24 protein-coding genes and 1 other annotated feature are annotated in these 22,333 nt (G+C 41.8%); of the genes, 23 read left to right on the top strand and 1 reads right to left on the bottom strand.

Annotated features, from left to right (window positions below; genetic code table 11):
* The first annotated feature begins 82 nt into the window (after window positions 1-82).
* From mdh to NST13_RS05965, 21 genes are all read left to right on the top strand, one after another.
* Window positions 83-1,021: a malate dehydrogenase gene (gene mdh, locus NST13_RS06065; protein WP_342468949.1), complete on the top strand. Its 939-nt coding sequence runs from the start codon at window positions 83-85 to the stop codon at window positions 1,019-1,021.
* 81 nt (window positions 1,022-1,102) lie between these two features.
* Window positions 1,103-1,543 (top strand): MaoC/PaaZ C-terminal domain-containing protein, encoded by a 441-nt coding sequence (locus NST13_RS06060; protein ID WP_342468950.1) that lies wholly within the window; start codon window positions 1,103-1,105, stop codon window positions 1,541-1,543.
* Between the two features lie 57 nt (window positions 1,544-1,600).
* Window positions 1,601-2,308, top strand: a complete 708-nt coding sequence (locus NST13_RS06055) for a response regulator transcription factor (RefSeq protein ID WP_342468951.1) — start codon at window positions 1,601-1,603, stop codon at window positions 2,306-2,308.
* Window positions 2,305-3,756: an ATP-binding protein gene (locus NST13_RS06050; RefSeq protein ID WP_342581647.1), complete on the top strand. Its 1,452-nt coding sequence runs from the start codon at window positions 2,305-2,307 to the stop codon at window positions 3,754-3,756. Before NST13_RS06055 ends, NST13_RS06050 begins: the two co-directional genes overlap by 4 nt.
* A gap of 559 nt (window positions 3,757-4,315) precedes the next feature.
* The gene (locus NST13_RS06045; RefSeq protein WP_342470359.1) at window positions 4,316-4,453 is read left to right on the top strand and encodes a hypothetical protein; all 138 of its coding nucleotides are present in this window, start codon (window positions 4,316-4,318) and stop codon (window positions 4,451-4,453) included.
* 202 nt (window positions 4,454-4,655) lie between these two features.
* Window positions 4,656-5,627, top strand: a complete 972-nt coding sequence (gene hflK, locus NST13_RS06040; protein ID WP_342581646.1) for an FtsH protease activity modulator HflK — start codon at window positions 4,656-4,658, stop codon at window positions 5,625-5,627.
* Window positions 5,624-6,631 (top strand): protease modulator HflC, encoded by a 1,008-nt coding sequence (locus NST13_RS06035; RefSeq protein ID WP_342468954.1) that lies wholly within the window; start codon window positions 5,624-5,626, stop codon window positions 6,629-6,631. Before hflK ends, NST13_RS06035 begins: the two co-directional genes overlap by 4 nt.
* A gap of 191 nt (window positions 6,632-6,822) precedes the next feature.
* Window positions 6,823-7,245 carry a DNA polymerase I gene (locus NST13_RS06030; protein ID WP_342468955.1) on the top strand — a complete coding sequence of 141 codons (423 nt, stop codon included), beginning with the start codon at window positions 6,823-6,825 and terminating at the stop codon, window positions 7,243-7,245.
* Window positions 7,246-7,375: 130 nt separating this feature from the next.
* Entirely contained in the window at window positions 7,376-10,003 is a 2,628-nt protein-coding gene (gene polA, locus NST13_RS06025; RefSeq protein ID WP_342468956.1) for a DNA polymerase I, read from the top strand.
* Window positions 10,004-10,019: 16 nt separating this feature from the next.
* The gene (gene mutM, locus NST13_RS06020) at window positions 10,020-10,892 is read left to right on the top strand and encodes a bifunctional DNA-formamidopyrimidine glycosylase/DNA-(apurinic or apyrimidinic site) lyase (RefSeq protein ID WP_342581645.1); all 873 of its coding nucleotides are present in this window, start codon (window positions 10,020-10,022) and stop codon (window positions 10,890-10,892) included.
* Between the two features lie 13 nt (window positions 10,893-10,905).
* The gene (coaE, locus tag NST13_RS06015; protein ID WP_342468958.1) at window positions 10,906-11,499 is read left to right on the top strand and encodes a dephospho-CoA kinase; all 594 of its coding nucleotides are present in this window, start codon (window positions 10,906-10,908) and stop codon (window positions 11,497-11,499) included.
* Between the two features lie 271 nt (window positions 11,500-11,770).
* Window positions 11,771-12,790: a glyceraldehyde-3-phosphate dehydrogenase gene (locus NST13_RS06010; RefSeq protein WP_342468959.1), complete on the top strand. Its 1,020-nt coding sequence runs from the start codon at window positions 11,771-11,773 to the stop codon at window positions 12,788-12,790.
* A gap of 269 nt (window positions 12,791-13,059) precedes the next feature.
* Window positions 13,060-13,524: a transcriptional regulator NrdR gene (nrdR, locus tag NST13_RS06005; RefSeq protein ID WP_342468960.1), complete on the top strand. Its 465-nt coding sequence runs from the start codon at window positions 13,060-13,062 to the stop codon at window positions 13,522-13,524.
* Window positions 13,525-13,542: 18 nt separating this feature from the next.
* Window positions 13,543-14,907, top strand: coding sequence for a DnaD domain protein (locus NST13_RS06000; RefSeq protein WP_342581644.1), 1,365 nt, complete (start codon window positions 13,543-13,545; stop codon window positions 14,905-14,907).
* A gap of 19 nt (window positions 14,908-14,926) precedes the next feature.
* On the top strand, window positions 14,927-15,859 hold the full coding sequence (dnaI, locus tag NST13_RS05995; RefSeq protein WP_342581820.1) for a primosomal protein DnaI: 933 nt from the start codon (window positions 14,927-14,929) through the stop codon (window positions 15,857-15,859).
* A gap of 395 nt (window positions 15,860-16,254) precedes the next feature.
* Complete coding sequence (gene thrS / locus NST13_RS05990; protein ID WP_342468962.1) at window positions 16,255-18,186, top strand: threonine--tRNA ligase; 1,932 nt, start codon at window positions 16,255-16,257, stop codon at window positions 18,184-18,186.
* A 149-nt stretch (window positions 18,187-18,335) separates the two neighbouring features.
* Window positions 18,336-18,545, top strand: coding sequence for a hypothetical protein (locus NST13_RS05985; protein WP_342468963.1), 210 nt, complete (start codon window positions 18,336-18,338; stop codon window positions 18,543-18,545).
* Window positions 18,340-18,488: a sequence feature (ribosomal protein L20 leader region), on the top strand. It overlaps the preceding gene by 149 nt.
* A 30-nt stretch (window positions 18,546-18,575) precedes the next feature.
* Window positions 18,576-19,079, top strand: a complete 504-nt coding sequence (gene infC, locus NST13_RS05980; protein ID WP_342468964.1) for a translation initiation factor IF-3 — start codon at window positions 18,576-18,578, stop codon at window positions 19,077-19,079.
* A 32-nt stretch (window positions 19,080-19,111) separates the two neighbouring features.
* The gene (rpmI, locus tag NST13_RS05975; protein ID WP_342468965.1) at window positions 19,112-19,312 is read left to right on the top strand and encodes a 50S ribosomal protein L35; all 201 of its coding nucleotides are present in this window, start codon (window positions 19,112-19,114) and stop codon (window positions 19,310-19,312) included.
* Between the two features lie 54 nt (window positions 19,313-19,366).
* Window positions 19,367-19,726: a 50S ribosomal protein L20 gene (gene rplT, locus NST13_RS05970; RefSeq protein WP_342468966.1), complete on the top strand. Its 360-nt coding sequence runs from the start codon at window positions 19,367-19,369 to the stop codon at window positions 19,724-19,726.
* Between the two features lie 66 nt (window positions 19,727-19,792).
* Complete coding sequence (locus NST13_RS05965) at window positions 19,793-20,056, top strand: DUF1294 domain-containing protein (protein ID WP_342468968.1); 264 nt, start codon at window positions 19,793-19,795, stop codon at window positions 20,054-20,056.
* Window positions 20,057-20,170: 114 nt separating this feature from the next.
* Here the strand turns inward: NST13_RS05965 and NST13_RS05960 are convergent, their stop codons facing one another.
* Entirely contained in the window at window positions 20,171-20,560 is a 390-nt protein-coding gene (locus NST13_RS05960) for a sigma-w pathway protein ysdB (RefSeq protein WP_342468969.1), read from the bottom strand.
* 93 nt (window positions 20,561-20,653) lie between these two features.
* On the opposite strand from NST13_RS05960, the gene NST13_RS05955 reads away from it, so the two are divergent.
* Together NST13_RS05955 and NST13_RS05950 are read left to right on the top strand one after the other, a co-directional pair.
* Window positions 20,654-21,136: a dUTP diphosphatase gene (locus NST13_RS05955; RefSeq protein ID WP_342468970.1), complete on the top strand. Its 483-nt coding sequence runs from the start codon at window positions 20,654-20,656 to the stop codon at window positions 21,134-21,136.
* Between the two features lie 15 nt (window positions 21,137-21,151).
* Window positions 21,152-22,231, top strand: coding sequence for a M42 family metallopeptidase (locus tag NST13_RS05950; RefSeq protein WP_342581643.1), 1,080 nt, complete (start codon window positions 21,152-21,154; stop codon window positions 22,229-22,231).
* Window positions 22,232-22,333 lie beyond the last annotated feature (102 nt).

Below are 22,333 nucleotides of genomic sequence, written 5' to 3'. Positions count from 1 at the left end.
GGCCGTCTCAAGCGTTAAATTGGGACGACCCTTTTTGTATATACTTATATATAGAATTTATTTTGAATTGGGGGTAGTACATATGTCTTTGAAAAGAAAGAAAATTTCAGTGATTGGTGCAGGTTTTACAGGTTCAACCACCGCTTTTTTGTTGGCCCAAAAGGAATTGGGCGATGTGGTTTTGGTTGATATTCCTGAGGCTGAAAATCCAACGAAAGGCAAAGCTTTGGACATGTGGGAAGCGGCGCCGATTCAAGGCTTTGATTCATATGTCACCGGTACGTCAGATTATAAAGATACCGCTGATTCGGACTTGGTCATCATTACGGCAGGGGTTGCAAGAAAACCGGGAATGAGCCGGGATGATTTGGTTCAAATCAATCAAAAAGTCGTCAAATCTGTCACAAAAGAGATTATGAAACACTCATCAAATCCGACAATCATTGTATTAACGAATCCGGTCGATGCGATGACGTATGTTGCTTATAAAGAATCCGGCCTTCCGAAAAATAAAGTGCTGGGGCAATCGGGGGTATTGGATACAGCAAGATTTCGCGCTTTCGTCGCAGAGGAATTGAATGTATCCGTCAAAGATGTCTCCGGATTTGTATTAGGAGGGCACGGAGATACAATGGTTCCACTCACCCGCTATTCTTATGTCGGAGGGATTCCGGTTGAAACATTGATTCCAAAAGACCGGCTGGAACAAATTGTTCAAAGGACACGTGTCGGTGGCGGTGAAATTGTCAACTTATTGGGTAACGGTTCCGCCTATTACGCTCCCGCCGCGGCATTGGTGGAAATGGCGGAGGCCATCATCAAGGATCAGCGCCGCATTTTGCCTGCTGTTGCTTATTTGGAAGGAGAGTATGGTTTCGAGGGCATTTATTTGGGTGTGCCAACTCTGCTCGGCGCGAACGGGGTTGAGAAGATATTTGAATTGGATTTGACGGAAGATGAAAAAGCGGCGTTGAAAAAATCCGCCGAGTCGGTAAAAAGCCTCATGAGTGCCTTAAATTGATTCCTCTCTTTTATTGTGGCTATTTTCTGAAAAAATTGATACTATGAAATTGACGTCATTAATTTAGGAGGAATCATTCAATTGTTAAAAGGCACTAGAACCAAAATTGGCAAAAAAATCGATGAGATTGCAGTTGGCGAGAGGGTTCACTTGATAGAAACAATTGAAGACAAAGATTTACTTTTGTACTTGGGTTTGACAAATGACAATAATCCTTTGTATATCCAACACGACTACGCGAAAGAAACAGCTTTCAAAAAACCGATTGTCCCACCGATCATGTTGAATGGGATTGTGACAAGCGCGATTTCCAAGTATTTGCCCGGTCCAGGTTCGCATATTCGGGAGCAAAATTTAATATATTTAGAACCGGTATACCATTATGAAACCATCGAAATTTTATTGGAAGTTCAACATATCGATTATGAAAATAATTTAGTGAATATTCAAATCAATGGGATGAATAAAAACCACCAACATGTCATGCGAGGATTGGTAAAAGTAATGCCTCCAATAAAGTGAACAAATGATTGATTTGAAATGGGGGTTTCAAATCAAATAACAATCATGGAGGAAAAAATGACATCAAACAAGACAATTTTAGTTGTAGAAGATGAAGCATCCATTGCCACTTTGCTGAAATATAATTTGGAACGCGCCGGGTATGAAGTCCTGACAGCAAATGACGGGAAGGAAGGGTTTGAAAAAGCGCTCGATGAATCACCTGATTTGATCCTGTTGGATTTAATGTTGCCCTCGATGGACGGGATGGAAATTTGCAAAGAATTGAGAAGCCTGAAGAAAAATATTCCCATCATTATGTTGACGGCCCGCGGAGATGAATTTGACAAAGTGTTGGGACTGGAGTTGGGGGCGGATGACTATATGACAAAGCCGTTCAGTCCCAGAGAAGTCGTTGCACGGGTCAAAGCGGTTTTACGCCGGTTCCAGTCCGTCCAACCGGAACAGGAAAAGAAGAAGCATTATCAATTTGGAAAACTGGAAGTGTATCCTGAACGCTTTGAGGCTTTCTTAGACAACACGCCCCTTGATTTTACACCGAAGGAATTTGAATTGCTGGTGTATTTGATAGAAAACAAAAACCGGGTCTTAACCCGGGAACAATTGTTAAGCGCCGTATGGAATTACGATTTTGTCGGGGATACCCGGATCGTTGATGTGCATATCAGTCATTTGCGGGATAAGATCGAAGAAAATAGCCGGAAGCCGCGGTTTATCAAAACGATAAGAGGGATCGGTTATAAATTTGAGGAGCCTAAGCTATGAAATCACGAAATAATCGATTGTTTTTCATCTTCATTGCGCTGACTGGTTCTGTAATAGCTGTCCTTGGTATTGTACTGGGTCAGCTATTTCCTTTCTATATGGAAAGTTTTTTTTTAAAAAATGACATTCCTTTCACAGAGCAGCAAATTGAACAGCTCAAATACCAGTTGGCTTTTATTTTGGCGATTTTGCTGGTGTTTTCTTTTTTATTGATTGCTTATATTGCCAACCGGCTAATCAAGGAACTGCTGGATCCGATCGAGGATATTATTCATACTGCACGGGAATTGATCAAAGGAAATTATCGGGCAAGGGCTTATGCAAGCGGCACGGCAACCATAACCGAACTGAGAAAATCCATCAATATGCTTGCGCGCAATCTTCAGGAAATCGAAAAGATGAGAAAAGTGGAAAACGAGCGGCTGAAAACGTTGATTGAAAACATGGGGAGCGCCATTATGATGATTGACAGGGAAGGGACGGTTTCCATCGCCAATGCACAGTTTTTGGACGAATTTCAATTATCCTTGAATGAAGTGAAAGGCAGAAACTTTTTGACCCTTGATTTGCCAAAGGAGTTGGAATTATTTATTGACCATGTGTTTTTGACGGAGCTGCCTTATCGGAAACAGATTGAAATTGAAAGGAATAACGAAAAAATTTATAAACAGGTGTATGGGGCACCCGTGGTCGGCGAGCATGGGCGTTGGCTCGGAATTGTCATTGTCATGCATGATATCACTGAACTGATCCGTTTGGAGCAGATACGGAAAGATTTTGTTGCGAATGTATCCCACGAACTCCGGACACCGATCACTTCGATTAAAGGGTTTTCGGAAACGTTGTTGGATGGGGCATTTGAAGATGAAAAAATGCTGTTATCCTTTTTGGAAATCATATATCAAGAAAGCTACCGTCTCCAAATGTTGATCCAGGATTTATTGGAATTATCAAAAATTGAACAGCACGGTTTTATGGTGCAGTTGGCTCCGACCAGTCTGAAAGATGTGTTGATTCGGGCAGTGGAAGTCACAAGCCCGAAAATGGATGAAAAAAATATGGAATTTGATGTTGATATACAGCGGGATGTGAAAGTGCTCGGCGATGAAAACCGATTGATTCAAATTTTTACAAATTTGATCATGAACAGCATTACCTATTCCCCAAATGATACAGCCATTACTTTGCGCATTAAAGAAGATGAAAAATATGGGATCGTTGAAGTGGAAGATGAAGGGATAGGGATCGAGAAAAGTGAAATCCCACGCATCTTTGAACGGTTTTACCGGGTGGATAAAGCGCGGAGCAGAAATTCCGGCGGTACCGGATTGGGGCTTGCGATTGTGAAGCATTTGGTGGAAGCGCACCGGGGAAAAATCGAAGTGGAAAGCGAAGTGAGCAAAGGAACTTGTATGCGGGTATTTATTCCTCTATACAAAGAAAATTAACAATCTCTTTACAATCATGATACGAAATCTTCATACTCGACGTGTAGAGTTTGAATCGAAACCCCCTTTTCAAATCGTCATTTTGTGATTTGAAAGTTGATCAAAAAAGCCGTCTGTCCAGGCGGCTTTTTTGTTTTTGTGCGCCCGGCATGTACATGAACTATAGGGTGTAAGTCCCGAACCCCGAAGACAGAAGTAGAGGTTAGCTCAACGAAGGGTGTCCGTGGTGACGCGGAATCTGAAGGAAGCTGGAGGCAAAACACCGGTCCGAGGAACACGAACCTCATATAAGGCTAGGTATGATTGAGTGAGTTTGCAAAACAAAACAAAGCTCTTTCTGTCGAAGGTCATATCGAGTAGATGAGGCGGATAGATGGTGTGAAAGTGCATGTACTTACCCGGGGAGGTCTGGCGGATAGGTGAAGTACGCTTCATAACCTACTTAGTGATAAGTAGCTGAACCGTCAGAAGTCAGCAGAGGTCATAGTATTAGTTGGTCTAGAACAACTAAGAAGGACCGAACAATTAAGAGAGAATAGCCCTTGGCATTCAGTGAGTCATGATGAAAACAGAAAACGTAGTACCTCACTTGAGGAAGGAAGCGGTGAATCCCGTGGGGGACCTCTTGGAGGGTGGAGTGACCACTGGCATAAAGAGAACAGCTATTCACGGAAGTTATAAAAACTTGCGTCAATGATCTTAATTGAACCGCCGTATACGGAACCGTACGTACGGTGGTGTGAGAGGACGGGAGTTAATCGCTCCCTCCTACTCGATTGAAGTTTCCTGGGACTAAATGATTTTTTCTATCAATTTTTTTCATTTTTGTGAAACTTTAATGGCAAATGTAACGTAAATTAGCTAACGATTTCTTAAAAGAGAAAGAGAGGGAAAAGAGAATGAGCGTCAAAAGAGCATTGCTGACAACCGGACTAACGATTCTCGCAATTATCGGACTTATTTGCATTTTTACTACTTGGTACACGGTGGATGAATCCGAACAGGCCGTTGTGATTACGTTTGGGCAAGCCACTGAAACTATTACAGATCCGGGTTTGCATTTCAAATTGCCTTGGCCGGTCCAAAAAGTTGAAGTTCTTTCAAAGGAAACGTACAGCCTGCAATTCGGGTATGAAACGACAAAAGACGGTGAAATCATCACGAAAGACAGTGAAACGAAAATGATTACCGGTGATGAAAACATTGTATTGACCGATTTGGTCGTGCAATACAAAATTTCCGATCCGGTGAAATATTTATTCCACTCGGAAAATCCGAAAGAGCTGTTGCACCATGCGACATCGAGCTCCATCCGTTCCATCATCGGAAGTTCAACGATTGATGAAGCATTAACGGATGGAAAATCAGAAATCGAACAAAAAGCGAGGGATTTATTAGTATCCTTAGTGGAAAATTATGATATTGGCGTGTCCATCCTGGCGGTGAAATTGCAGGATGTGGAACTGCCAAATGCGGAAGTTCGAGCCGCCTTCACGGCTGTGACGGATGCCCGTGAAACGAAAAATACAAAAATTAACGAGGCGAGAAAATACGAAAACCAAAAACTCAGTGAGGCCCAAGGGGAAAAAGATGCAATCATTTCCCGGGCCGAAGCGGAAAAAATCTCCCGCATCCAGCAAGCCGAAGGGGATGTGGCTGTTTTCAACAAGCTATACAGCGAATATGTCGGCAATCAAAAAATCACCCGCCAGCGTCTCATTTTGGAAACATTGGAAGAAGTGTTGCCTGGCGCAAAAATTTACATTATGAACGATGATGGGGAAACGTTGAAATATTTGCCGCTGCAGCCACAGCAACCGGCAACCCAAAGCACGGAAGAGAAGAGCAAAGAAGGGGGCGGTAAACAATGAGCAACAACTATTATGACGGAGATTTAGAAAAATTTATCAAAAATCTTTTCGGAAATAAGAACAATAAAGAAAAGAAAAACGTCAAAGAAGCAAAAATCGTCAAAGAAAAGCCGCCGTTCAATCCGAAAAAATACGTGAAAACGGCAATCGTGCTTACCGCGATTGCAGCCGTCATCATTGTATTGCTTTCAAATATTTATATTGTAAAAGAGAATGAATATAGAATTGTCCGCCAATTCGGGGAAGTGGTGAAATATCAGGATAAGCCCGGCCTCTATGTGAAGATTCCGTTTATCCAAAGCGTGACGACATTGCCGAAAAATTTGATGGTCTACAACATGTCGGAAGAGGAAATCAATACGCTCGATAAAAAGCGCATCATCATAGACAACTATGCGGTATGGCGCGTGACGGATCCAAAGGCGTTGATTAAGAATGCAAGATCTTTGGTGAATGCGGAAGCCCGCATGGAAGAGTTCATTTATTCCGTATTGCGTACAGAGCTGGGCCAGATCAATTATGATGAAATCATCAATGATGAAAATTCCGGACGGGGCAGTCTATCGGAAAAAATCACAAATAATGTAAATGAATTATTGAAGAAAGACAATTATGGCATTGAAGTGGTGGACGTTCGCATCCGCCGTACAGACTTGCCGCAGGAAAACGAAGAATCCGTTTATAAGCGGATGATTTCAGACCGGGAATCCATCGCCCAAAAGTATTTATCGGAAGGGGACGCGGAGAAAAACCGGATTGAGGCCAACACCGACCGGCAAGTGCAGGAGTTGATTTCCACAGCCAAAAAAGATGCTGCAATGATTATTGCGGAAGGGGAAGCGGAAGCGGCAAGAATCTATAATGAAGCTTTCTCCAAAGATCCGGAATTCTATCAATTGTATCGCACATTGGAAACTTATAAGAAAACGATTGGCGATGATACAGTCATCATTATTCCGGCGGATTCTCCATATGCAAGAATTTTATCCGGTTATATTGATTAGTAAACTGCTTGAATGATGGAATATGCATGAAATTTTGCGTAAAAGGGCAAAGGGGAAACTTGTGTTTCTTCAATTGCCCTTTTTTTCGCATTTATTAAAAATACTTTGTTGGCAATTATTACAACTTTCTCATCCTATCAACCTCGTTATATAATACTATACAATAATAATATTAGAATCGAGGCGAAAGGATGCAGCGTTTAAATCAATGGATCCAAAATCTGTTGCTTGCATGTATAATGTCTTGCAGTATGACAGGGTTATATTCTTCGACTCCTTACGCATTTTTGAACATAAAGTTGTTCCAAATTCCTGTACTTTTTATCATCATTTTCATCCTTTCCATCTTTGTGGCGGAGGATCTCCGAAACAGTTTTAAAAAAGTGTTCCGTTATGAACAGCGGGAAAATAAACGATCCATCTGGCAAGTGGGTGTCGGGATGATTTTTTATTTTACCCAAGTGGGGATTGTGGAAGTGTTTTTCCGTCCGTGGATGGAACCGGAGTTGGGCGGGATGCCACTGTATCTTGTCATCGCCTTTTTAAACGCTTTCTTATTGACAATCATCTATGAAGAAATTTTTTATGAGGAGAAAATCAATCAGCCTCATTGATACGGGGCTATTTATAAATGTTTGGAAAAAAACACGTATTTGTCGTTTTTCGGCAGATACGTGTTTTATAATGGAATTAACTGTGTAAAAGTAATGGAAGATGATTTTTTCTCTGAAGGAGTGCTAATGAGTGGGAAAAGAAAAATTATTATTGCTAGACGGGAACAGCTTGGCATATAGAGCGTTTTTTGCGTTGCCGCTTTTATCGAATGACAGCGGAATTCATACAAATGCCGTTTACGGCTTTACGACGATGCTTCAAAAAATATTGGAAGAAGAAAAGCCGACGAAGATGCTCGTCGCCTTTGATGCGGGAAAAACGACATTCCGCCATGAAACCTTTGAAGAATATAAAGGCGGCCGCCTGAAAACGCCGCCGGAACTGTCGGAGCAATTCCCTTACTTGCAAAAGCTGATCGACGCATACCGCATTCCAAGATACGAATTGGAATTGTACGAAGCGGACGACATCATCGGAACCCTTGCCCGCCAAGCGGAAGAAAAAGATATCGATGTCATCATCGTCTCAGGGGATAAAGACTTGACGCAGCTGGCGACGGATAAAGTGAAGGTGTATGTGACGCGAAAAGGGATGACGGATATTGAACATTATACGCCGGAACATATTCAGGAAAAATACGGTTTATCCCCTGAACAGATCATCGATATGAAAGGGCTGATGGGGGATGCGTCCGACAATATTCCGGGCGTTCCGGGGATTGGTGAAAAGACCGCCATCAAATTGCTGAAAGAATATGGAACAATCGAAAATTTATATGAACATATCGATCAAATGAAACAGTCCAAGATGAAGGAGAAGCTCATCGAAAACGAAGAACAGGCGAAAATGAGCAAACAATTGGCGACCATCAACACCAATGCGCCAATCGAAATCCGTCTTGAGGATTTGGATTATCCAGGTCCGGATGAGGAAGCGGTGCTTGAAGTTTGGAAAGAGTTGCAGTTTAAATCCCTCCTCGAAAAAACGGATTTCCAAGCGGAAGAAAAGGAAACGGCTGAAATCGATTTTGACATTGTCCGTGACATCGCCGGGGATCTCTTCAGCGATGAAATGGCGGTACATGTGGAACTTGAGAATGAACAATATCATACTTGCAATATTTTAGGATTCGCCTTCACGGACGGAACAAAAACCTTTTTCGTTCCGACGGATGCATTGAAAGAAAATGATATATTGAAGGCTTATTTTGAAGATGGCACGAAGAAAAAATATATGTCGGATTTAAAGGCGGCCCAATGCATTTTGAAACGTCATGGCATCAATTTGCGGGGCGTGGAATTTGATTTCCTGCTTGCTTCTTACATCCTGAATCCTGCCATTTCAGGGGATGATGTGGCGACGCTGGCGAAGGAATTTGGCTACACCGATGTCCGTTCCAATGAAGCGGTATACGGAAAAGGGGCCAAATGGGCATTGCCGGAGGAAAAAGACCTTGCCGAACATGTTTGCCGCAAAGCCCTTGCCATTTGGCATTGCAAAGATCGGGTTACAAAAAAATTGAAGGAAAATGAGCAGTTTGACCTGTACCATGATTTGGAGCTTCCTTTGGCTGTCATTTTAGGGGAAATGGAAAGCCAAGGAATCAAAGTGGATATTTCCACTCTTGAAGAAATGGGGAAAGAATTGCAAGAAAAAATTGCGACGCTGGAAAAGGAAATTTATGAATTGGCGGGAGAAACATTCAATATCAATTCTCCAAAACAGTTAGGCGTTATTTTGTTTGAAAAATTGGGACTGCCGGTCATCAAGAAAACGAAAACAGGTTATTCCACTGCGGCGGATGTGCTTGAGAAACTGAAATACCAACATAAAATCGTCGAATTGATTTTGGAATACCGGACACTGGCGAAATTGAAGTCCACTTATATCGAAGGGTTAATCAAAGAAGTCCACCCGGAAGACGGAAAAGTTCATACCCGCTTTATGCAGGCATTGACGTCGACTGGGCGCCTTTCTTCAACAGATCCGAACTTGCAAAATATTCCGATCCGACTGGAAGAAGGAAGAAAAATCCGAAAGGCTTTTGTTCCTTCCCATGAAGGCTGGCTGCTCTTTGGTGCCGATTACTCCCAAATCGAGCTGCGTGTTCTTGCCCACATGTCCAAAGATAAACATTTGGTGGACGCTTTCAAACAAGGAATGGATATTCATACCCGGACGGCGATGGAAGTGTTCCATGTTTCCAAAGATGAAGTGACGCCAAATATGAGAAGGGCGGCAAAAGCGGTCAACTTCGGCATCATTTATGGAATCAGCGATTATGGACTTTCGCAAAACCTTGATATTTCCAGAAAAGAAGCGGGAGATTTTATAGAAAAATATTTCCAAAGTTTCCCTGGTGTCAAAGAATATATGGACAACATCGTGCAGGAAGCAAAATTGAAAGGATATGTAACAACCATCCTAAACCGCCGCAGATATTTGCCTGATATTACAAGCAAAAACTTCAATTTGAGAAGTTTTGCGGAACGTACGGCAATGAACACGCCGATTCAAGGAAGCGCCGCAGATATTATCAAAAAAGCGATGATTGACATCGATGCGAGATTGAAAGAAGAAGGTCTGCAGGCGAAACTCTTGCTGCAGGTGCATGACGAATTGATTTTTGAAGCGCCGAAAGAGGAAATTGAAAAGTTGGAAAAAATCGTGCCGGAAGTGATGGAAAGCGCCATCACCCTTGATGTACCATTAAAAGTGGATATTTCTTACGGCCCAACCTGGTACGATGCAAAATAATTAAGGAAGTGAATTCATGCCTGAATTACCGGAAGTGGAAGGGGTTGTTCGGGCGCTTTCCCCGAAAATCGAAGGAAAAACGATTGAAAATGTGGTGTTGTCAAAAACGGTTTATGCATCCCACCAACAAGGAAAGCAATGCATTGTCAAAAATATGGAGCCATCGGATTTTGAAAACGAAATGCGCGGCATGACGATCAAAAAGGTGAAACGGCGGGCCAAATATATTTTCTTTGATGTCGAAAAAAATGAACAGCCCTACCTTTTCGTCAATCATCTGGGAATGACCGGCGCCTGGTTCATCGTCGGCCAGGAGAATGAAATTTTGGAAGAAAAATTTCGCAACCATATTCACGCAAAGTTTTCATTATCCACTGGCGAGAAGCTCATCTTTTCCGATATACGCAGATTTGGTGAAATGCGGTTGTTAAAAACCATGGATGAGCATCCGCCGCTGCTATTAATGGCTCCGGAACCCTTTGAGGAACTTGCCTTGAATTACTTTTTGGAAAAATGTGAGCTTACGAAATATAAAAATAAGCCGATCAAGGAAGTCATTATGGATGGACAAGTGATTTCCGGCTGCGGCAATATTTATGCAACGGAAGCCCTTTTCCGGGTCGGCATCCATCCCGCAAGAAAGACGGGAAGAGTCAGCAAAAAGCGGAAAATCGAATTGTTTGAAGCCGTTCAAAAGGTATTGTTGGAAAGCATCGAAATGGGCGGTTCGACGATTTCCGATTATCGAAACATCAATGGAGAAGCCGGCGGGATGCAGCATCGTTTGAAAATGTATGGCAAAAAGGTTTGTCCAAACTGTTCTTCAAAAACAAAATCGATGACGATTGCCGGAAGAACGAGCGTTTATTGTCCAAAATGTCAACATTAGAAAGGTGTTTGCTATGATCATTGGTTTAACAGGAAGTATTGCAAGCGGAAAAAGTACCGTAAGTAATATGTTAAAAGAATATGGATTTCCAATCGTTGATGCGGATGTGGTGGCCCGGCAAGTGGTGGAACCAGGCAGCGAAACATTGAAAAAAATTGCAGAAGCCTTTGGGGAAGAAGTTTTGACGGAGAATGGGGAACTGGACCGGAAAAAATTAGGTTCCATTATTTTCAATGATGAAGAGAAACGGCAACTGTTGAATAGCATCATTCATCCGGCCATCCGGAAAGAAATGCTCCGTCAGCGGGATGAGTATCTTGAAAAAGGCGAAAAAACGGTGATTATGGATATTCCATTACTATTTGAAAGCAAGCTTCAACATTTTGTGGATAAAATTTTGGTCGTGTCCGTATCGGAAGATGTGCAATTGGAAAGATTAATGAAAAGAAATCAATTGACAGAAGAAGAGGCAAAAGCCCGCATACAGTCCCAATTGCCTTTGTCGGTGAAAGAGCAAGGGGCGGATGCGGTCATTAATAATAACGGTTCAATCGAGGAAACGCGGAAACAACTGGAGCAAATTTTAAAAGATTGGGACGTTCTTTAGCTGATTATTGAAAAAATATGCTCGTGATGTCAAAAAATTTTCAAGATTTTTGGAATGATTCTTGTTGAATTTAGCTGTTCGAATATGGAATATTGGTATAGGGTTTCTCCCCAAGTTTCGCAGTATGCTTCAACGGAGCCGATTTTTTTCATTATTTTGAAAATAATATTTTTTTTAATCTTATAATTGTTGGTACACGATTATTAATAATGTGCTATACTAATTGAGAAAAAGTAAACATAATTGAAGTAAAATAGGAGGCTTATATATAATGACAGTTTCTATTGCAATAAACGGCTTTGGTCGAATTGGCCGTATGGTGTTCCGACAAGCAATTGTTCAAGACGATTTAAATATAGTGGCAGTCAATGCGAGCTATCCTGCCAAAACATTGGCACATATGGTGAAATATGATACAATTCATGGTCATTTCGATGGTACAGTGGAATATGAAGAAGATGCATTGATTGTAAATGGCAAGCGTGTGCAATTAGTGGCTGAACGCGATCCTGCAAAATTGCCTTGGAAAGAGCTTGGTGTAGACGTTGTAATTGAAGCGACAGGTAAATTTAACGATCGTGAAAAAGCGGCCCTTCACTTGGAAGCGGGAGCGAAAAAAGTGATTTTAACAGCGCCAGGGAAAAACGAAGATGTCACAATTGTGGTTGGTGTGAACGAAGACGCTTTAGATTTATCCAAACACGATATCATTTCAAATGCTTCTTGTACAACAAACTGCTTGGCTCCGGTTGTCAAAGTGTTGCATGAACAATTTGGAATTGAAAACGGTTTAATGACAACTGTTCACGCATATACAAACGATCAGAAAAACTTAGATAACATGCACAAAGATTTACGCCGTGCCCGCGCCTGCGGTCAAAGCATCATCCCGACAACAACTGGTGCGGCAAAAGCATTGGGCAAAGTAATTCCGGAATTGCAAGGAAAAATCCATGGTTTAGCCCTTCGTGTACCAACGCCAAACGTTTCTTTGGTGGACTTGGTTGTCGATTTGAAACAAGATGTAACGGCTGAGCAAGTAAATGAAGCCTTCAAAAAAGCCAGCGAAGGTCCGTTGAAAGGCATTTTGAATTACTGTGAAGAACCTCTTGTATCGGTAGATTTCAATACTACAACTTATTCATCAACAATTGATGCACAGTTAACAATGGTAATGGGTACAAGAAAAGTGAAAGTGATGGCTTGGTACGACAATGAATGGGGTTATTCTGCACGCGTTGTGGATTTGACTAGAAAAGTTGTCAAAGCATTGGAAACAGTAACAGCATAATATTATGTTTGGATCAGTGTAGACATTGTCTTCCGGACTTTGTCTACACTTTTTATTTTTTGCCCCCATATTATGGATGACTTGTCAAAACAAAATATTAGCAAAGCTGTTAATGAAATTCGGAATAAATCATCTCGATTTTTGGATGAAAGTATATTAAAATGATAGCCTATCTGATTGTTATCAAGTCACGTATATGGGAAAAGTGTCACATTCTTTGTTATCTGTTATAATATTCATTAAGAAACTAGACAGGGAGAATTAAAATTATGAGATGTCCAAGTTGTCACCATAACGGAACGCGTGTGGTAGATTCCAGACCCGTTGATGATAATAAAGAGATTCGTAGACGCAGGGAATGCGAATCTTGCGGTTACCGATTCACCACTTTTGAAAAAGTGGAGGAAACACCTTTGATTGTCGTAAAAAAAGATGGTTCCAGGGAAGAGTTCAGCCGTGAAAAAGTGTTGAGAGGATTGATCCGCGCCTGCGAAAAGCGCCCTGTGCCATTGGAACAACTTGAACAAATCGTTTATGATATCGAAAAAGAATTGAGAAGGATTGGAAATTCGGAAGTGAGTTCCGTGGATGTCGGCGAAATGGTCATGGACGAGCTTGCGAAAGTGGATGAAGTGGCCTATGTCCGTTTCGCTTCCGTTTACCGCCAATTTAAAGATATCAACGTATTTATGGATGAATTGACGGAATTGTTGAATCGCCAGTCCAAAAAGTGATAACGGGGGGAAGAATATATGGTTTACTTGTATAAAGAGTTGCAGCCCAAGGATTCTTTTGATATCCTTCTCCCTTCTTCTCTCTCTTCACATGACCGGCAGCTGTTGACCCTTTTTTATCAGCCCCTTACCGGTCCGGAGCCAATCAGTTTGTATTTGACTTTATGGGCGGAAGGGGAAGATCCTCACAGGGGATTATTAAACCACTACTACTTGATGAATGTGCTGAATATGCCGATCATGAAAGTGTTTCAAGCACGGATTTCCCTTGAAGCGATCGGACTCTTGAAGACATACCGGAAAGATGAAGGGGAAAATCGTTCGTTCATTTATGAATTGGCGCGCCCTTTGGATGCGGAACTATTTTTCCAAGACCCGCTTTTATCGATGTTTTTATTCAGCAGAATTGGCGAACAGGCTTACCGCAAACTGCGCAAACGGTTCATTAAGCGGATTGACAAGGACGCTTTCAAAGAGGTTTCAAGAACGTTTACAGATGTGTTCAAGCCGATTGATACGAATGTACCCCAGGAATTTATCGAGCCCGAGCTGAAATCCAACCAAATGAATTATCCTTTTTATTATGAACGGTTTGACTTCGATTTATTGCAAGCCGGATTATCGGAACAATTGATCCCTTCCCGCGTGTTTACGCCGGAAGTGAAGGAATGGATTGCAAAGCTTGCTTTCCTCTATCAGCTATCCCCGTTGGATATGCAAAAAATTGTGATATTGGCCATTGATGATGAAATGAACATTTCATTGGAAAGATTGAAGAAGGCGGCTGCCGATTATTATAAATTGACCATTTCCAAGGAAGTGCCGAAATTTGAAAAAAACTTTGAGTCGAAGCCGCAGGATGAACCGAATCAGTCGCTGACGAAAGAGCAGGAGCTGATCCATTATCTTGAGACGACTCCGCCGATTCAAGTGTTGCGGGATATCAATAACGGAAAAGAACCGTTGCCGTCTTCCGTCGAACTGGCTGAAGATTTAATCATGAAGCACGGCATGCCTATCGGGGTCGTCAATGTATTGCTCGAATATGTGATGCTCACTTTAGATATGAAATTGCCCCGCAAATATGTCGAACGGATCGCGGACCACTGGATGCGGAAAAATGTACGGACGGCGAAAGAAGCAATGGAACTTGCCCGCACGGAACGGGACCAATATATGCAATGGAAGCTTGAAAGCGAAGCGAAAAAATCCGCTTCATCAAACTACAAGAAACAGCCTTATAAAAATATAAGGGAAGAAAAGATTCCGGAATGGTTTTATAAACGGAATGAACCAAAGAAAGAGGAAAAAAAGGCATCAAACATCAATTTTGAAGAAGAGCGCAGAAAAATATTGCAAAAACTTGGAGTTGTAGACGGGTAGGTGACGAACAATCGAATCGATCAAAAAAGCTTTAGAAAAATTTCAAATTCCTTCCTTTCAAGAAAGGTATAATGCCATCCGCAATCAAATTTTGGAGCATCCGGATGTTCAAAAATTCTTGGCGGAACATGACGATGTGGTCAATAAAGAGATGGTGGAGCGCAGTTTGGCCAAACTGTATGAATATATCAGCCAATCCAGCGAATGTTGCAATTGCGGTTCTACGGAACAATGCACCAATTATTTAAAGGGATTTATTCCCAAATTGTACATTTCCCAAAATATGATTGATGTCGAGTATGAGCGCTGTAAGCAAAAGATTATTGAAGACGAGCGTAGAGAAATCGAATCGATGATTTCAAGCATGTATATGCCGAAAGACGTATTATCTGCCACATTGCAAGATTTATTGATTGACGATGAATCACGGGTAATTATTGCCAATTATGCCGCTGATTTCATCAATCATTACAAAAAGACAGGGGAATTGCCGAAAAAAGGATTTTATTTATATGGCGAATTCGGCGTTGGGAAATCCTTCGTATTGGGGGCCATCGCCAACGAGCTTGCCAGTTTGAGAGTTCCTTCTGTTCTCGTTTTTGTTCCGGAATTTTTGAGGGAGTTGAAGAATTCCATCCAGAATCAAACCCTCCAGGAAAAAATCGATTTTGTAAAGCAGGCTCCTGTACTGATGCTTGATGATATTGGTTCGGAGTCTTTATCCAGCTGGGCGAGGGATGAAATTTTAGGTCCCATTTTGCATTATCGGATGAGTGAACAGCTCCCAACCTTTATTACTTCCAATTTTAATTATAAACAATTGGAACTCCACCTGGCTGAGACTTCCCGCGGTGAGGTCGATGTCGTGAAAGCCGCCAGAATTATGGAGCGGATCAAAGCGGTGACGATTCCGATTGAAATGACTGGCGAAAACCGGAGACAATCCGAATGAAAGTCCATTTCGACAGTTGCATTTCGAATAAAGTCAGCGTATACTTTGATTGTGATAAATATTTCAGTGGCAGTGAAGAGGACATGAAGTTTGTGAAACGGCTTATAGAGAGGGAAACCTAGGCTGGAAGTTTCCTAGTACGACGCAACACTTTACTACCTCGGAGCTTCGGCGGGGAACAATCCGCTGACGGCTATCGGTACGTTACACCGACCCAGAGCTTCGTCTGAAATTGCTTTGATTTCGGAAGGAAGAAGGGTGGAACCACGAGCGATCGCGTCGTCCCTTTATCGGGATGGCGTTTTTTATTTGTGTCGTTCAACTATTTGAATTTGGATTCCAGCAAATGTAAAACATAATTTGAACGAATCAAACTACAGTAAAGGAGAATGAATATGGCTGAAGTGATTCAATTAACTTTTCCGGATGGTGCAGTAAAGGAGTTTTCCAAAGGCACAACGACTGAAGAAGTCGCAGCGTCCATCAGCCCGGGATTGCGCAAAAAAGCGTTGGCAGGGAAGGTCAATGGCAAATTGTTGGATTTAAAAACACCAATTGAAGAAGACGGTGCAATTGAAATCGTAACACCGGATCATGAAGATGCCCTTGACATTTTGCGCCATTCAACTGCCCACTTGACAGCGCAAGCGGTGAAACGTTTATTCCCTGGGGCGAAACTGGGGATTGGCCCTGTGATTGAAGGCGGATTCTATTATGACATCGATTCACCGACACCAATTACAGCGGAAGATCTTCCAAAAATCGAAAAAGAAATGAAAAAAATCATTTCAGAAAACCTTGAAATCATCCGCAAAAACGTCACTCGCGAAGAAGCTCGCCGCATTTACGAAGAAATTGGCGATGAATATAAATTAGAACTTTTGGATGCGATTCCGGAAGGGGAGCAAGTATCCATCTATTACCAAGGTGAATTTTTTGATCTTTGCCGTGGCGTACATGTTCCTTCCACTGGAAAATTAAAAGAATTCAAATTGCTTTCATTGGCAGGAGCTTATTGGCGTGGAGACTCCAACAACAAAATGCTTCAACGCATTTACGGTACAGCCTTCTTTACAAAAGAAGATTTGCAAAATCACTTAAAAATGCTGGAAGAAGCGAGAGAACGCGACCACCGCAAACTGGGGAAAGAGTTGGAACTGTTCACTTTATCCCCAACAGTGGGACAAGGTTTGCCGCTTTGGCTTCCAAACGGCGCCACTATCCGCCGCATTATCGAGCGCTATATTGTAGATAAAGAAATCAGCTTAGGATATAAACACGTTTACACACCAGTGTTAGGTTCAAAACGTTTATATGAAACTTCCGGCCACTGGGAGCACTATTCTGAAGACATGTTCCCGCCGATGGAAATGGATAATGAAACATTGGTGCTTCGTCCGATGAACTGTCCACACCATATGATGGTTTATAAAAGCGGCATGCACTCATACCGCGAGTTGCCAATCCGGATTGCCGAACTTGGCATGATGCACCGCTATGAAGCGTCCGGCGGTTTATCCGGCTTGCAGCGCGTGCGCGGCATGACTTTGAACGATGCCCATATTTTCGTTCGTCCGGACCAAATCAAAGATGAATTTAAACGGGTATTAAACTTGATTCTTGAAGTGTATAAAGACTTCGATATCAAAGATTATCGATTCCGTTTATCTTACCGGGACCCAGAAGATACAGAAAAATATTATGATGATGATGAAATGTGGGAACGCGCACAAAGCATGTTAAAAGAAGCGATGGATGATTTAGGACTAGAATATTTTGAAGCGGAAGGCGAAGCTGCTTTCTATGGTCCAAAACTTGACGTGCAAGTAAAAACAGCCATCGGCAAAGAAGAAACTCTATCTACTGTGCAGCTTGACTTCCTGCTTCCGGAACGCTTTGATTTAACATACATCGGCGAAGACGGGGAAAAACATCGTCCGGTTGTTATTCACCGCGGTGTCGTATCCACAATGGAACGCTTTGTTGCCTTTTTGATCGAAGAATACAAAGGGGCATTCCCAACATGGTTGGCGCCTGTTCAAGCGGTCGTGATCCCTGTATCCAACGAAGTGCATTTCGATTATGCAAAACAGGTGGAAGAAGAACTTCGCAAAGCGGGAATCCGTGTAGAACTTGATGTGCGTGAAGAAAAATTGGGTTATAAAATCCGTGAAGCGCAAATGAAGAAAATCCCGTACATGTTGGTATTGGGCGATAAAGAAGTGGAAGCCAATACGGTCAATGTCCGCCGTTACAGCTCCAAAGATTCAGAAACGGTGCCATTCGGACAATTCCTTGAAGACATCAAAAAGGATGCAAGAGTGTAAATTTCATTTTATTGGAACAGAGGATGCCCGTCAGCTGCTGTTTGGGCATCCTCTGTATCCAATTTGATTGATGTATGTCAGATATAAAAATAAAAAACTTGACATCTTAATAACAGGATGTTACGATAACAAAGGTTAAGAATACAAGATTGTGGTTGAAAGTAGAGGCTGCCCGCTTCTCACCTGTTCGACGCATCGAGCAGTTGACAGGTTCGAATCATCATGGAAAAATGAATACGCTCTTTTTTGCGTATTTTACGGCGGGCGGACATCTTCTGAAATGTCCGTCTTTTTTTATGGACATAACAGAACAACAGCAACGTTCAACCGGGATTTTCAACCGTGTATTCGCGACATAACCTTGGAGGTGGATTTTTATTAGCAAAGACATGTACGTAAACGAAGGGATACGTGCACGTGAACTTCGTGTAATTGATCAAAACGGTGAACAAGTAGGAATTATATCCCGTAACGAAGCGTTGGAAATGGCTGCTCGTGTAAACTTGGATCTAGTCCTCGTAGCACCGCAAGCGAAGCCACCTGTTGCTCGTATTATGGACTACGGCAAATATAAATTTGAGCAGCAAAAGAAAGAGCGCGAAATTCGTAAAAATCAGAAAGTCATTCATATGAAAGAGGTTCGTTTGAGCCCAACGATTGACGAACATGATTTCCAAACGAAACTTCGAAACGCAATCAAATTCCTTCAAAAGGGAGATAAAGTAAAATGTACATTGCGTTTCAAAGGACGTGCGATTACGCATACAGATATTGGACAACGGGTATTGGATCGTTTTGCTGAAGAATGTGCCGAATATGCAACGGTAGAACAAAAACCTAAATTGGAAGGCCGGAGCATGTTCTTAATTCTGGCCCCAAAAAGCGAAAAATAATGATTACGAAATAAGGTTTAGGAGGAACTACTATGCCAAAAATGAAAACTCACCGTGGCGCTGCTAAGCGTTTCAAAAGAACAGGTACAGGTAAATTTAAATTTGACCGTGCTTACGGAAGCCACTTATTTGCAAACAAAACAACAAAACAAAAACGCCAACTTCGCAAAGCGAAAGTGATGACATCAGGCGACTACAAACGCATCAAAACATTACTTGCATACAAAAAATAATGGAATTTTGAACGGATTATAAAATTTTCGAAAGAATAGCAGGAGGTAATTTCTATGCCACGCGTAAAAGGTGGAACAGTAACGCGCAGACGTCGTAAAAAAGTTTTAAAATTAGCAAAAGGTTATTTCGGTTCAAAACATACTTTATATAGAACAGCAAACCAAGCGGTAATGAAATCCGGTTTATATGCTTACCGTGACCGCCGTCAGAAAAAACGTGATTTCCGTAAATTATGGATTACACGTATCAATGCGGCAGCTCGCCAAAACGGTCTTTCTTACAGCCGCTTAATGTACGGTTTAAAACAAGCTGGTATCGAAGTGAACCGCAAAATGTTGGCTGATTTAGCGGTGAACGATGCGCAAGCTTTCGCTCAACTTGCGGAAGAAGCAAAAAAAGCAATCGCAAAATAATCATTGAAACAACTTAAAAGGCTGATAGGAGTTCCTATCAGCTTTTTTCTTTTAAGGAGAAGGAAAATGAATGAAATCATTGCTGTGTACATAATCATCGTATCTGCGATTTGTTTTGCATTGATGGGAATTGATAAATCGAGGGCAAAACATGGGAAATGGCGGATTTCCGAAAAAACATTATTATCGGTGGCAATCATTGGCGGCGCTTGCGGTGGATTGATCGCAATGGTTTTATTCCGCCATAAAACGAGACATGCCATCTTTGCCTTTGGACTGCCATTGCTTGCTGCATTGCAAATTTTCTTCCTAATCTATCTCTATAAGTGAATTAGACAATACACTTTCACCAACGTTCAAGCGGCTTATGCTCTAAAATATTGTTCATAGAGCATAAGCCGCTTGAAGTCAATGCAGGAGCTTTTTTCAGAACGGATGGGCAGTTTATTCCTCTTCTTCCTTCATCAATTTTTCAATAGGATTTTTCCAATTGATTTTCGCTTTCGGATAATTCATTAAAATTTCTTTCTCCAAAAATTTGAAATCTTCTTTTGTCAAACCTTGGAGCTTTGCCGGATCATGCACCCAGACAAAAATGGATACCACTTCAAAGGCGTCATCGGTTGTCCCCAAATATTTTTCCCCTTCAAACAAAGCGCCTTTATAAGAAATAAAGAAGTTTTTTCTCACATTTTTTACATCATCATAAAAGTAGTATTGTCCCTTTTCATAGGCTTCATCCAATTTTCTTTTCGGATCTGTCAAATAGCGAAAAGCTTTATAAAATAAATAAATAATGACGATAAAGACAATAATACGCAAAAGAAGCGCCATAAAAAGTTCCCCCTTGTATAAAAGGTATCATATCCTATACGATTAAGGTAGAAAATTAGTTTCATTTTTTATAGAAAATGAGGGATAATATTCATGGAATTTCAAGAACTGTTTAACATGCAAGCACAATTGGATTCGTTTATTCAACAGAACCAGCACATCGACCGGGATGTATTTCTGGAAAAAGGGTTGGCGTTAACGATAGAACTTGCGGAGTTGGCAAATGAAACCCGCTGTTTTAAATATTGGAGCACAAAAGGTCCTTCCGAACGGGAAGTGTTGTTGGAAGAATTCGTGGATTCCATCCATTTTCTTCTTTCCTTAGGAAATGAAAAAGGATACCGGTTGAATGCGTGGCCGGAAATGAAGAAAAAGGAAAACCTGACGACATGGTTTTTGAAAACGCAAGAGGCGATTTTGTCGTTTATTCACGATCCGTCTGAGGATCATTATTTGAAAGTATGGGAATATTACAGTGTGCTCGCTTATAATTTAGGTTTTACATTGGATGATATCATTCAGGCATACATTGAGAAAAATGAGAAAAATTACGAGCGGCAACGCAATGGATATTAAGGAGGATCAATAAAAATGGATGAAACATTGCAAATGCTAAAGGATTTGACAGACGCAAACGGCATCGCAGGAAACGAGAAAGCGCCGAGAGAGGTCATGAAAAAATATATCGAGCCTTTTGCGGATAAAATCGAGTATGACAATTTGGGAAGTTTGATTGCGGAAAAACGGGGCGATGAAAAGGGTCCGAAAATTATGATTGCCGGCCACTTGGATGAAGTGGGTTTCATGGTGACACAAATTGATGACAAAGGCTTCATTAAATTCCAAACGGTCGGCGGTTGGTGGGCACACGTCATGCTTTCACAGCGGGTGACGATCACGACCCGTTCAGGTGAGGAAATCATCGGTGTCATCGGTTCAAAACCGCCTCATATTTTGCCGCAGGAACAACGCAAAAAAACCGTTGATATCAAAGATATGTTCATCGATGTGGGCGCCACTTCCAAAGAAGAGGCGGAAAGTTGGGGAATCCGCCCTAGTGATATGATTACGCCATATTTTGAATTCAATGTGATGAAAAATGAAAAAATGCTTCTTGCAAAAGCGTGGGACAACCGCATTGGCTGCGCCATTGCCATCGAAGTGTTGAAGCGGTTGAAAAACGAAAATCATCCAAACATTGTCTATGGTGTCGGCAATGTGCAAGAGGAAGTAGGATTAAGAGGTGCGAAAACGTCCACATTCAAAATTCAACCGGACATCGGTTTTGCGGTGGATGTAGGCATTGCAGGAGATACACCGGGCATCACTCCGAAAGAAGCGATGTCAAAACTTGGAGCAGGTCCGCAAATCATCATTTACGATGCTTCCATGGTTTCCCATAAAGGGCTTCGCGATTTCGTCATCGATGTGGCGGAAGAAAACAACATTCCGTATCAATTTGACGCGATGCCAGGCGGAGGAACAGATGCCGGTTCCATGCATTTGACAGGAAACGGTGTGCCAACCCTATCCATCACCATTGCTACCCGTTATATTCATTCCCATGCATCCATCCTGCATCGGGACGACTTTGAAAATGCGGTGAAATTGATGGTGGAAGTGGTGAAGCGGCTCGATTGGGATGCGGTGAATAAAATCAAGTATGAATGAGAGGGCTGAGTCCCTCTTTTTTTATTGCCAAAGTTATCTTTATGCAAACAATCTATCATTTTTGCCGAAAAGAATAGTAAAATGTTACGAATATTTATAACG

The sequence above is a fragment of the Ureibacillus sp. FSL W7-1570 genome (genome assembly GCF_038593265.1).
Lineage (GTDB): Bacteria > Bacillota > Bacilli > Bacillales_A > Planococcaceae > Ureibacillus > Ureibacillus suwonensis.
Note: the sequence above shows the minus strand (reverse complement) of the source record. Positions and strands in the feature narration are given on the sequence as shown.